The 11,865-nt window shown below is 66.7% G+C and carries 12 protein-coding genes; 7 read left to right on the top strand and 5 right to left on the bottom strand.

Annotated elements, in window-relative coordinates; translation table 11 throughout:
* Positions 1–192 precede the first annotated feature (192 nt).
* Together ACFX4F_RS21225 and ACFX4F_RS21220 are read right to left on the bottom strand one after the other, a co-directional pair.
* Positions 193–2,619, bottom strand: a complete 2,427-nt coding sequence (locus ACFX4F_RS21225; RefSeq protein WP_380658340.1) for a DUF3772 domain-containing protein — start codon at positions 2,617–2,619, stop codon at positions 193–195.
* Between the two features lie 90 nt (positions 2,620–2,709).
* The gene (locus tag ACFX4F_RS21220) at positions 2,710–2,958 is read right to left on the bottom strand and encodes a hypothetical protein (RefSeq protein ID WP_089237451.1); all 249 of its coding nucleotides are present in this window, start codon (positions 2,956–2,958) and stop codon (positions 2,710–2,712) included.
* 182 nt (positions 2,959–3,140) lie between these two features.
* On the opposite strand from ACFX4F_RS21220, the gene ACFX4F_RS21215 reads away from it, so the two are divergent.
* The 3 genes from ACFX4F_RS21215 (at position 3,141) to ACFX4F_RS21205 (ending at position 5,473) form a co-directional block, all read left to right on the top strand.
* Positions 3,141–3,635, top strand: coding sequence for a lipocalin family protein (locus ACFX4F_RS21215; RefSeq protein ID WP_380658337.1), 495 nt, complete (start codon positions 3,141–3,143; stop codon positions 3,633–3,635).
* A 12-nt stretch (positions 3,636–3,647) separates the two neighbouring features.
* Positions 3,648–4,856 carry an NAD(P)/FAD-dependent oxidoreductase gene (locus tag ACFX4F_RS21210; RefSeq protein ID WP_380658335.1) on the top strand — a complete coding sequence of 403 codons (1,209 nt, stop codon included), beginning with the start codon at positions 3,648–3,650 and terminating at the stop codon, positions 4,854–4,856.
* 125 nt (positions 4,857–4,981) lie between these two features.
* Positions 4,982–5,473 (top strand): hypothetical protein, encoded by a 492-nt coding sequence (locus ACFX4F_RS21205; protein ID WP_099819724.1) that lies wholly within the window; start codon positions 4,982–4,984, stop codon positions 5,471–5,473.
* Between the two features lie 53 nt (positions 5,474–5,526).
* On the opposite strand, the gene ACFX4F_RS21200 is transcribed toward ACFX4F_RS21205, so the two are convergent.
* Positions 5,527–5,961: a PepSY domain-containing protein gene (locus ACFX4F_RS21200; protein ID WP_099819725.1), complete on the bottom strand. Its 435-nt coding sequence runs from the start codon at positions 5,959–5,961 to the stop codon at positions 5,527–5,529.
* A 148-nt stretch (positions 5,962–6,109) separates the two neighbouring features.
* Here ACFX4F_RS21200 and ACFX4F_RS21195 point away from each other — a divergent pair, with 148 nt between their 5' ends.
* From ACFX4F_RS21195 to ACFX4F_RS21185, 3 genes are read left to right on the top strand one after another with little or no spacing between them, the layout of a single operon-like run.
* Positions 6,110–6,400 (top strand): PepSY domain-containing protein, encoded by a 291-nt coding sequence (locus ACFX4F_RS21195; protein WP_380658342.1) that lies wholly within the window; start codon positions 6,110–6,112, stop codon positions 6,398–6,400.
* Positions 6,400–7,059: a response regulator transcription factor gene (locus ACFX4F_RS21190; RefSeq protein ID WP_380658333.1), complete on the top strand. Its 660-nt coding sequence runs from the start codon at positions 6,400–6,402 to the stop codon at positions 7,057–7,059. Before ACFX4F_RS21195 ends, ACFX4F_RS21190 begins: the two co-directional genes overlap by 1 nt.
* Positions 7,056–8,375, top strand: coding sequence for an ATP-binding protein (locus tag ACFX4F_RS21185; RefSeq protein ID WP_380658331.1), 1,320 nt, complete (start codon positions 7,056–7,058; stop codon positions 8,373–8,375). Before ACFX4F_RS21190 ends, ACFX4F_RS21185 begins: the two co-directional genes overlap by 4 nt.
* Before the next feature lie 89 nt (positions 8,376–8,464).
* On the opposite strand, the gene ACFX4F_RS21180 is transcribed toward ACFX4F_RS21185, so the two are convergent.
* Both ACFX4F_RS21180 and speA read right to left on the bottom strand, forming a co-directional pair.
* Positions 8,465–8,785 carry a DUF6122 family protein gene (locus tag ACFX4F_RS21180; protein ID WP_033832425.1) on the bottom strand — a complete coding sequence of 107 codons (321 nt, stop codon included), beginning with the start codon at positions 8,783–8,785 and terminating at the stop codon, positions 8,465–8,467.
* A gap of 57 nt (positions 8,786–8,842) precedes the next feature.
* Complete coding sequence (gene speA, locus ACFX4F_RS21175; RefSeq protein ID WP_049465636.1) at positions 8,843–10,732, bottom strand: arginine decarboxylase; 1,890 nt, start codon at positions 10,730–10,732, stop codon at positions 8,843–8,845.
* Positions 10,733–10,911: 179 nt separating this feature from the next.
* Between speA and speE the strand changes: the two genes are divergently transcribed.
* Positions 10,912–11,766 carry a polyamine aminopropyltransferase gene (gene speE, locus ACFX4F_RS21170; protein WP_100462137.1) on the top strand — a complete coding sequence of 285 codons (855 nt, stop codon included), beginning with the start codon at positions 10,912–10,914 and terminating at the stop codon, positions 11,764–11,766.
* Positions 11,767–11,865: the final 99 nt, after the last annotated feature.

The following is an 11,865-nucleotide window of genomic DNA, read 5'->3' as shown; positions in this document are numbered from 1 at the left end:
GGTCCGGTTGCGGGGGCGTGAGCGCCATGGATGGCGCGACCGAGCTTACATGGACGTACTTGCAGCGTCCCCCGCAACCGGACCCACCCCGCCATCCCACAGGAAACCCGCTTTTGCTTCGGCCGTTGCTGTTGCCGTTGCTGTTGCCGTTGCTTCGGCAGGTGCAGGGCGCAGCCCTGCCGACCCACCCTCTTACTGCTGCGGATCCCGGGTGATGTGGATGTCGGTCGGCGTGGACAACGGAATGTTCCGCTCGGCCAGGATCTGCAACAGGCTGAAATACAGATCGCTGCGCGTGCCATACACCTGCCGCGGGCTGGCCACGTAGGCGAAGCTGTTGATGGTGATCTGGCCGCCAGCGATGCTGTCGATGTACACCGACGGCGCCGGCTGCTGCAGCACCGTGTTGTGCGCACCGTAGGCATCCAGCAGCGCCTGTCGCAGGCCCGCGACATCGGTGCTGGCCGGCACCGCGAACTGGATCTGGATGCGGCCCTGGTTGTTGCCCATCGTCATGTTGCGGATGGTCTTGGTGATCAACTCGGAATTGGGCACGATCAAGGTGGACTTGTCGCTCACCTGGATCTCGGTCGAACGCACGTTGATGCGCTTGATATCACCTTCCTGGTCACCCAGCTTCACCCAGTCACCGATCTTCACCGGGCGCTCGGTCAGCAGGATCAGGCCGGACACGAAGTTCTGGATGATCGCCTGCAGGCCGAAGCCGATACCTACCGAGAGCGCACTGACCAGCAGCGCCAGGTTCTTCAGGTTCAGGCCCATCGCGGTCAGCGCCCACAGCGCCACCAGGATGATGCCCACGTAGCGGGTGATGGTGCTGATTGAATTGCGCGCGCCCAGGTCCAGTTCGGTCTTGGGCAGGTAGGTGTCGGTCAACCAGCGCTGCAGCAGCTGCGTCAGTCCCAGCCCCACCACCATCACCAGCAGCGCGATGGCGATCCGCGCGGGCTTGAGCGTGATGTCGCCGATGGAGATGCCGTTGGCCAGCGACGCGACGCGCTCGACCACCGAGCCGATGTTGCCGAACGGCGCCGCCAGCGCCAGCAGCGCGATCACCACCACGAACGTGCGCAGCACCGCAGACAGCAGCACACCGGCCTGCTCCAGCCGCGACACGCTGAGGCCGGTGCTGAGCAGGATGGTCTGGCCGACCTTGCTGTCGGCGTTGAGCAGCCAGGTCGAGAAATCGTCGACGAACTTGAACAGCAGGGTTGCCGCCAGCACCACGATGCTGCCGCCGATCAGCTGCTGGTTCACGAACTTGGCGAAGTTCACATAGCCCATCAAGGTGGCGATGATCGCGGCCACCACGGCGATGTTGCCGGCGACCCGCGCCAGCACCAGCCAGCTGCTGCGGCGTACCGGAACGGCCGCGCCCTGGCCGTCGGCCTGCGCTTCCAGCTTCGCCTCGGCCTCGGCGGTCTGGCGCCGATGCAGGCGCGCCAGGGTCACCAGCATGGCCATGATCAGGCCCAGATAGGTCAGCGCGATCACACCATCCAGCGCCACCGTGGTGACATCGCTGGTGCGGGTGGCGCGATCGATGGCCACCAGCACCGTGCTCAGCCAGGCCAGTGCCGCAGCGCCCCAGGCGTACTTGCGCAGTTTCAGCGCGGCAGTGTCATCGAGGTTCAGCAGCCGCCACGAGGGCCGCTTGGGCACCAGCAGGCAGGCGCTGAGCGCGGAAATGAAGGCCGCAGCGAACGTCGCCGCCTGCACGCCTTCCGCCACGCTCTGCAGGCGCGGCGGAATCGCGCCGATGGCATCCAGCGCAGCCACCAGCACCACCACGGCGTAGCCGGGCAGCAGGGTACCCACCAGCAGCAGCCACATGGCCAGGCCGGAGCGGCGCAGGCGGCCGTCGGGAGCACGCTCGGATGCGGCAAAGCGGCGCCCCAGCGCGCGCAGCCACAGGCGCAGCGGGAACATCATCACCAATGCCGCAGTCAGCCCCAGCAGCAACGTGCCCCAACCGTGGGTGGCAATGGCCGTGGTCAGCGCCGCACGGCCCTGCTGGGCCAAGGGCGTGACGCGGGCGATATCGTTTGGCAACTGGTCGGCCACCTGTCGCCACAGCGTCGGTGACAGCGGCGAGGCGACCTTGCGCCCCAGTTCCTCGGTGCGCTGCGCGTTGCGCTGCTTGTCGATGTCCGCGCTCAGCTGCTGCGCACGCACGGCGCTGGATCTGGCCTGGGCAATCGATGCCACCAGGGCATCGCGCTGGCGGGTCAGCGTGCGCCGCTGCGCGGCCAGCTCCGGCGGTTCAGTGGTGTCCTTGGGCGCATCGCCCAGCTGCGTCAGCTGCTCGTTGAGCTGGTCCAGCTGCGGCTGCAGGGTCTTTTCCAGCGCCTCGGCATCGCGCTTGGCCTGCGATGCGTTTTCCGAAAGCGTGCCCAGCGTTTCGGTGGCTTCGGCATCAACTCGCTTGCGTTCAACATCCTTCAGCGCGCTGTCGATCTGCGCCAGCTGCTGCTTCGGTGTGGGGTCATCATTCTGGGCCAGCGCCGGCACAGCCAGCAGCAACGTGCAGCACAACAGCAGGGCCAACCAGGGGCCACGCACCAGGATCGTTCGGAAGAAGGAAGACAAGCCAGCCACACCGGTTCACGCGGACCACCGCGCCTGCGCGCGACTATACGGCAGGTGCTGTAAACGGCGGATGCGCAGGCGCTGGTGGGTGGCGGCGGCTCAGTACTTCAGCCGCAGCTCTTCCACCTGTGGCTGCTGCAGCGCGTACCACTCCTGGAATTCTTCCTCGGTGATCTCATCCGGCGCGTACACCGCGATCGGGTGCCAGGCATGGTCGGTCGGCAACGGCTGGCGCGGCCCGGCGCGCAGGCTGTAGGCCACGCCTTCGTAGTCCACCAGATCGTCGACCTGCGGCCACTGCTCGCGGGCGAACTGGGTTTCACTCTTCAACAGGATCACCTGGTACATCGGCACCTCCACTGCGGTTGGATCGGAAAAACGCGGCGCTGGCGGAAGCATACCGCTGCGCCGATGACGGCACGCGCTCCGTCGGGGCGACGGAACGTTCTGGACATGGCCCTCGCCCCGGCTTCACCCGCCCGTGGCAGTGTCCTCGTCATCGTGGAGGTCCTCTCCTGCCACGCCTGACAATGAACGACCTGCCGCCCCTGAAGACCGTCACCGACCTCAAGCTGCCGCGTTACCTGGGCACCTGGTACGAGATCGCCCGCCTGCCGATGCGCCACGAGCCGGAGGGCTGCACCGATGTGTCGGCCCATTACCAGCTGCTCGACAACGGCAACGTGGGTGTCACCAACCGCTGCCGCATGGACGGCGAGGTCGAGGAAGCCACCGGTGAGGCGTGCGCGATCGACAACGACAGCGCGCGGCTGGAAGTCAGCTTCCTGCCCAAGGGCCTGCGCTGGCTGCCCTTCGCCAAGGGTGACTACTGGGTGATGCAGGTGGCGCCGGACTACAGCGTTGCCCTGGTCGGCAGCCCCGATCGCAAGTACCTGTGGCTGCTGGCGCGTGAGCCCCGGCTGGATGCCACCGTGCAGGACCATTATCTGGCAGCCGCACGCCTGCAGGGCTTCGATCTGTCCGAACTGATCCAGACCCCGCATACCGGCCATCCCACTGCCTGAGCACGAACCCGCATGGACCTGAAAAGTGGCTACCCGTGGTGGGCGGTGCGCAACGGCCTGATCCAGGCCTTCCCGCCGCTGGAACAGGATCTGCACTGCGATGTGCTGGTGGTGGGTGGCGGCATCACCGGCGCGCTGATCGCCGATGAGCTGTCGGCCCATGGGCACGACGTGGCGGTGATCGAGCAGCGCGACATCGGCTGGGGCAGCACCGCCGCCAGTACCGCGTTGCTGCAGTACGAGATCGACACCCATCTGCTGGAGCTGGCCTCGCAGTATGGCGAGGACGCGGCGGCGCTGGCCTACCAGGCATGCGCGGATGCGATCCCGGCCCTGCGCCAGGTGGCACGCGGCTTGAAGGATGTGGATTTCAAGCAGATGGACAGCCTGTACCTGGCCAGTCGCCGCCGTGACGTACCGCGGCTGATGGCCGAAGGTGAGGCGCGCCGTGGCATCGGCCTGGATGCGCGCTGGCTGGACCGGGAGGCGCTGCAGGAACGTTTCAGCGTCGATGCCGGCGGTGCGCTGCTGACCCGCCAGGCCGCGCGCGTGGATCCGTACCGCCTGGCCTATGGACTGCTCGAGCGTGTGCGTCGGCGCGGCGGCGTGGTCTACGACCGCACCGTGCTGCATGCCCTCACCCCCAGCACGCGCGGCGTGACTGCGCGTACGGAATCCGGCATGCAGATCCGCGCCCGCCACGTGGTGCTGGCGATGGGCTATGCCAACCAGCAATGGCTGGACCCACGCGTAGCCCGCAACCGCAGCAGCTATGCCTTCATCACCGACCCGATCAACGCTGACGAGCTGGGCTGGCTGCAGCGCACGATGGTCTGGGAGAGCGCGCGTCCCTATCTGTACCTGCGCGCCACCGGCGACCGCCGGTTGCTGGTGGGTGGGCTGGACGATGCCATCGATATTCCCGCCCGCCGCGATGGCCGGGTGGAAAGCAAGGCCCGTAAACTGATGAAGCAGCTGCTGCAGTGGTTCCCGCACCTGCAGCCGACCCCGGCGTTCTCGTGGGCAGGCACCTTTGCCGAAACCGCCGACGGCCTGCCGTTCTTCGGCCCGCATAAGCAGTGGGGCCCGCGGGTGCAGTTCGCCATGGCCTATGGTGGCAACGGCATCACCTATTCGATGATCGGCGCCGGGCTGTTGCGGGCCGGGATCGAGCGGCGCCGGCACCCGCTGCAGGAGCTGTTCGGGTTCGGGCGGTTGTAGCGTGCAGCCAGGCATGGCCGGGCTCTACCGCAAGCGGGCGCCGACAGGCATCATTCAAGCAACGCCTGCTAGCGTCGGCCTGTACCGCCGCGTGCTGCGCGGCCCCTCTCCGTTGGAGCGCCGTCATGATCCGCCCCCTGACCCTGCTGCTGTGCCTGGCCGCCCTGCCCGGGACCGCGTTGGCGCAGTCCGCCGCTGGCGCCACCGCGCCGCAGGCCTCCGGCCTGGACCTGTCCGTGCCGCAGACGCCGATCCGCTATCTCAACGATCCGACCCTGCAGCAGGATCCGCCGGGCACGTTCTACGGCGACAAGACCGGCCCGCGCGTGAATGGCGACGGCCGGATCGCCGACGTGACGGATGACAAGGTCAAGGTGTCCGGCAGTTTCACCACCGGCATCGGCTACGCCAAGAATTACGGCAACACCCACTACAACGCCGCCACGCTGAATCTCAGCAAGAACTACACCAACGATGAAGGCAAGACCCGCGGGGTCAACGTCAACATCCACGTGAGCGAAGGCAAGGGCCCGGGCTTCTTCGGACCGTATGGTGGTGGCGGCTACTACGGTGGTGGCCCCGGCTATTGGGATTACCCGCCGCCTTACGGCTGGTAATCCACGCCCTGGGTAGGTGTCGACCTTGGTCGACACGCCCACCCCAACAGGCATCAATCCAGCCAGCCATCACGCTCGCTGTGCAGGATGCGGCCGTCATAACCACTCAGGCGCACTTCCACGCGCTGGTTGCGGGCATTCCGCGCTTCCAGCGACCACGTCGCACCATCGCGTTCCAGCGAATGGATCTCACGCAGTCCCTGCGACTGCGCCTTGGCCAGCACCTGTTCGGTACTCAGCAATGCGCGGCTGTCATGCTCGTCGAAGATCTCGCCGGTCTTCGGGTCCACGTACACCTCGCTGAAGCGGCCGTCGGCACGGCTGACGTCGGCTTCCCACAGGCCGTCATCGCGCTCGATCTCATGGATCTGGGTGTAGCCGGCCTTGCGCAGGGTCTGTTCGACCTGGGCCATGCCCAGCGGTGCGGCCTGGGCAGCGGGAGTGACGGCGAACGCGACGACAGTGGCGAGGGTGAGCGACTTCAACATGGGGGTTCTCCTGTTCGGTGCCGGACCATCCCGGCAACGCCACGATGCGCCGCGTGGTTAACAGCCACTTAGCCGGCGCTGTTAGCCAATGGTTAGTCAGCGGCCGCACACTCGTGCCTGTTCCCCATTCCCCATCATCCACGTGCCGATCCTGTCTTCCCTGTCCCTGCTGCTGGCGCTGGCCAGCGCCCCGACCGCCCCCGGCCCCGCCCAGGACCCGGCGCAGCAGGTCGCGCGCCGCGCGGTGCAACAGGGCCGCTACGTGCCGCTGGAAAGCGTGGTGCGCGATGCACTCAAGCGCCACCCCGGCCAGCTGCTGGAAGTGGAGCTGGACGATGGCGTATACGAAGTGGAGATCCTGCGCGCCGACGGCGTGGTGGTGGAGCTGGACTATGATGCGCGCAACGGCAGGCTGCTGAAGACGGAGCTGGACGACTGATGCGCATCCTGTTGGCCGAAGACGATGCCGCATTGGCCGAGCGCCTGCAGCCGCTGCTGGAACAGGCCGGTTACGTGGTAGACGTGGTGGCCGATGGTCGACAGGCCGAGGAGATCGGCCAGGTGGAAGACCTGCAGGCCGCCATTGTCGATCTGGGCCTGCCCGTGCTGGATGGCCTGAGCGTGATCGAACGCTGGCGCGGCAATGGCCGTGACTTTCCGGTGCTGGTGCTGACCGCACGCGGCCGCTGGCACGACAAGCTGGCCGGGTTCGACGCCGGCGCCGACGACTACCTGACCAAACCCTTCCAGGCCGATGAACTGGTGCTGCGCCTGCGCGCGCTGATCCGTCGCAGCCGCGGCCATGCCAGCCCACGCCTGCAGTGCGGCCCGTTGCAGCTGGACGTCAATGCCGGGCGCTTCGATCTGGACGGCCAGGCACTAGCACTGAGCCCACAGGAATTCCGTCTGCTCAGCTACTTCATCCACCACAGCGGCCAAGTGATCGGCCGCGACCGTCTGGGTGAGCACGTGTTCGATGGCGGCCACGATCCCGATTCGAATGCGCTGGACGTGCTGCTGGGGCGTGTGCGTCGCAAGCTCGGCACCGACCTGATCCAGACCGTGCGCGGCCAGGGCTGGCGGTTGGCCGCGCCGTGAGCCGGCAACCGTCACTGCGACGCCGGCTGCTGCTGGCCGGTGGCATCGGCCTGCTGCTGGTTTCGGCACTGGCCAGTGCGCTGCTGGGCGAACTGTTCAAGCGCAGCGCGCGCGACCGCCTGGACAACGAACTGCAGCAGGACATGCTGACCCTGCTGGCGCAGGCCGAGATCGATGCCGACGGTCAGCTGCAGCTTCGCCAGGAGCCCAATGACGCGCGTTTCCAGCGTGTGTTCTCCGGCGCCTACTGGCAGATCGCCGATGGCAGCGGCAAGGTGCTGCTGCAGTCGCGTTCGCTGTGGGACGAGACGTTGCCCGTGGCCGCCAATGGTGCGGCCGAACGCAACCTGCCTGGCCCGCTGCAGCAGTCGCTGCGCGCGCGCGTGCAGCAGGTGCGCCTGCCACGCGCGAACGAACCCTATGTCGCCGTGGTCGCCACCGACCGCAGCGCACTGGACGCGGATGTGGCCGCGTTCCGCCAACGCAGCGCGATGGCGCTGGCGGTACTGGTTGCTGCGTGGCTGGCGGTACTGGCCAGCCAGGTGCATTTCGGCCTGCGCCCGCTGCAACGCCTCGGTACGCAGCTGGAGCGTGTGCGCCGCGGCGATGCACAGCGCATCGATACAGCGGGATTAGGCGCTGAAATCGCGCCGCTGGGTGAGGAACTCAATGCACTGCTGGACCACCAGCAACGGATGGTGGCGCGCGCGCGTACCAGTGCACAGGACCTGGCGCATGCGCTGAAGACACCGCTGAGCGTGCTCGCCGCCGAAGCTGATGGCGAAGGCCGCGCGTGGCGCACCACGCTGCGTGAGCAGGGCGCGCGCATGCAGGCCAGCGTCGATCGCTATCTCGCCGCCGGGCTGACCGCCGATCATCGCGAGCGCACGTCGGTGGCAGCGGTGGCGCAAGCGATGTGCAGGTTGATGGCACGGGTGCATGGCGACCGTGCGCTGCAGTTCCAGGCCGAGGGCATTGCCGGCGACCTGCAGTTCGCCGGCGCCAGCGCCGACCTGGAAGAAATGCTTGGCAACCTGCTCGACAACGCCGGCAAGTGGGCGCAGCGGGATGTGACAGTAACGGCGCGGGTGGACGAAGGGCAGTTGCGCATCGATGTGCGCGATGACGGTCCAGGTCTGGCAGCCGAGGCGTTGGCGCAGGTCACCCAGCGCGGCGTGCGGCTGGATGAGCGCGAAAGCAGCAGCGGCCTGGGCCTGGCCATCGTGGGGGATATCGCCGCCAGCTATGGCGGGCGGTTGGCGTTGGAAAATGCGCAGCCGGGATTGCGCGCTACGTTGTGGTTGCCGGTGGGGTGACGCGCCGCTGCGCTCGCCGGGCATGGCCCGGCGCTACCGGATCACGCGCCACCCGGTAGGTGTCGACCTTGGTCGACACGCATCAAGCATCAACGATGATGCATCCACCAGCAGTCGATGGCATCCAGCACGATGTGGATCATCAAACCAATCCCCACCAGCCGCGTCTTCTTCGGAACGCACAGGCCCGCATACACGGCAATCGCCGGCGCGGTATGCAGCGGGTGGAAGCCGATGCTGCAGCGGTTCGGGGCGTAGATCGGATCGGCCAGCAGATGGTCCAGGTCGATGATCCAGCCCAGCAGCAGCAACAGCCACGCCGAGGCGAAACGCTTGCGCCAGAACAGCCATGCCAGCAGGGCTGGCACGGCGGCATGCAGGAACAAGTGGAAGATCGCGCGGGCGCTCATCAGACGGGACTCATCACCGCCGGTAGCGCCGGGCCATGCCCGGCGTTCCCGTCACCCTCAGATCAGCGGTTCGTCGGACAGGTAGGTATAACCAGTCAGGCCCGCTTCCAGCGCTTCGGACAGCTCCTGCGCGCGCTCCGGCGACAGGTCTGCCGATGCCACGCGTTCGGCGTAGGCCGCACGCAGGTCATCCAGCTTGTAGCCCACGTAGTCCAGCATCACGTCGGTGGTATCGCCGCGACGCTGCTGGGTGATGGCGTAGCCATCGGCATCGGCCAGCACTTCCACCGCGTCGGTATCACCGAACAGGTTGTGGATGTCGCCGAGGATTTCCTGGTAGGCACCGACCATGAAGAAACCGATGCGGTAGCTTTCGCCGTGCTTGATCGCGTGCAGTGGCAGTGAGCTGTCCAGGCTTTCGTTCTCGACATAGGTCTTGACCATGCCATCGGAGTCGCAGGTCATGTCGGCGATGATGCCGCGGCGATCCGGCGTCTCGTTCAGGCGCTCGATCGGCACGATCGGGAACACCTGGTCGATCGCCCACGCATCGGGAATCGACTCGAACACGCTGAAGTTGACGAAGTACTTGTCGACCAGGCGCTCGTTCAGTTCATCCAGCGCCGGGCGATGGCTCTTCTCGTCATAGCTCAGGCGCGCACGCACGCCGTGGGCGATGGCATAGAACAGATCGTCGATGCGCGCACGCTGCGGCAGGTCGATCTGGCCCAGCGCATAGCTGGACAGGCCTTCGGCATGGAAGTGCTGCGCTTCCTGGAACAGCTCCACCGCCGGGCGCACGTCCAGTTCTTCGTGGATCTCGCGCAGGTGGCGGATCGAGGCGGGCTCGTCATCGTGCTGGTCCGGCACGCGGCCTTCCTGCGCCTGTTCCACTTCGGACACGTTGGCGATCAGCACCGCGTGGTGCGCGGTCATCGCGCGGCCGCACTCGGTGACAATACGCGGCGGGGTCAGGCCGTGTTCTTCGCAGGCGTTGGCCAGCGGCTGCACGATGTTGCTGGCGTACGAGTTCAGGCCGTAGTTGATCGAGCAGAAGCTGCGCGAACGGGTGCCTTCATAGTCCACGCCCAGGCCGCCGCCCACGTCGACGTGGGTGATCTTCGCACCCAGCTGTGACAGCTCGACGAAGTAACGGGTGGCCTCGCGCATGCCGTTGGCGATGTCGCGCACGTTGGAGATCTGCGACCCCATGTGGAAGTGCAGCAGGCTCAGGCAGTCGGCGTACTCGGTATCGCGCAGCGATTTCCAGAGGTCCAGCAGCTGGCGCGGGGACAGGCCGAACTTGGCCTTGTCGCCACCACTGTTCTGCCACTTGCCGGCGCCCAGCGAGGCCAGGCGCATGCGCACGCCCAGGCCCGGCTTCACGTCCAGCGCCTTGGATTCTTCCAGCACCAGCTTCAGCTCGGACGGCTTCTCGATGACGATGAAGGTCTGCAGGCCCAGCTTGCGGCCGATCAGGGCCAGGCGGATGTACTCGCGGTCCTTGTAGCCGTTGCAGACGATCAGGCCACCGGGGCGCGACAGCGCCAGCACGGCCATCAGTTCCGGCTTGCTGCCCGCTTCCAGGCCGAAGCCCTCACCGTGGTGGCTGGCCAGGGTACCGGCCACGCCGCGGTGCTGGTTCACCTTGATCGGGTACACAGCGGTGTAGCCGCCCGGGTAGTCCCAATCCTGCTGGGCCTGTGCAAACGCCGCCTGCAGCTTGCCCAGGCGCTGGCCCAGGATGTCCGGGAAGCGCACCAGCAGCGGCAGCTTGGCGCCGGCCGCGCGCGCGGCATCCACCACCTTGGGCAGCGACACCACCGGGCCATCCGCCCCGGTCGGTCTCACCACCATGTGCCCGGCCTGATCCACGTCGAAATAGCCATCCGCCCAGTGCGGGATCGAGTAGGTCTTGCGGGCTTGGTCGAGGGACCAATCGGTCATTGCAGTCGGCCTTGTGGCAAATAAAAGGGGGGGCATGATAACGCCTATATGCCCACAGGTTCGTTATCATGCGCGCCCGCGCCCGTGGCAGGTTCCAACCTGAACGGGCCGATCCGTCCGGATGCGTGGCACCCCGCCTTCAGCCCGGCTCCATCCCTTCCGAACAGGAATGCTTTCCCATGACTGACAACAGCAACTGGTACATCGAACACTTCGAGCGCACCGGCTCGGCCATCGGCTACCGCATCACCGGCAAGCTGGACGAAGTGCAGTCGCCGTTCCAGAAGATCGAGATCTTCCAGACCACCGACTGGGGCAACCTGATGACCATCGATGGGGCCATCATGCTGACCAGCAAGGACAACTTCTTCTACCACGAGATGATCAGCCACCCGGTGCTGTTCACCCACGCCGCGCCCAAGCGCGTGGTGATCATCGGCGGCGGCGACTGCGGCACCCTGCGCGAAGTGCTCAAGCACAAGGGCGTGGAGAGCGTGACCCAGTGCGACATCGACGAGCAGGTGACGGTGATGGCGCGCAAGCACTTCCCGGAACTGTGCGATTCCAACGACGACCCGCGCGCAGAGCTGATGTTCGACGACGGCGTGGCCTACATGGCCAACTGCCCGGCCGGCAGCGTGGACGTGGTGATCGTCGATTCGACCGATCCGGTCGGCCCGGGCGAAGGCCTGTTCAACAAGGCGTTCTACGAGAGCTGCTTCAAGGCCCTGAAGGACGACGGCATCCTGGTGCAGCAGTCGGAGTCGCCGCTGATGCAGCTGGACCTGATCAACGAAATGCGTACCGAGATGGGCAAGGCCGGCTTCGGCTCGTTCAAGACCCTGCCGTTCCCGCAGCCGTGCTACCCCACCGGCTGGTGGAGCGTGACCCTGGCGCGCAAGGGCGACAGCAGCTTCGACTTCCGCCAGGCCGATTCGGCCGCCAAGACCTTCGACACCCTGTACTACACCGCCGCGCTGCACACCGGCGTGCTGGTGACCCCGCCGTTCGTGAAGGCGGCGCTGAAGGGTTGATCCTGTAGAGCCGAGCCCATGCTCGGCTGCTTCTGCGCGAAATGCAGCCGAGCATGGGCTCGGCTCTACAACAGAACGCGCAGGGCCCAAAAAACAAAT

It is taken from the genome of Stenotrophomonas sp. YIM B13575 (assembly GCF_042787595.1).
Lineage (GTDB): Bacteria > Pseudomonadota > Gammaproteobacteria > Xanthomonadales > Xanthomonadaceae > Stenotrophomonas > Stenotrophomonas lactitubi_B.
The sequence above is the reverse complement of the archived record's forward strand: the minus strand, read 5'-3'. Positions and strand labels throughout refer to the sequence as shown.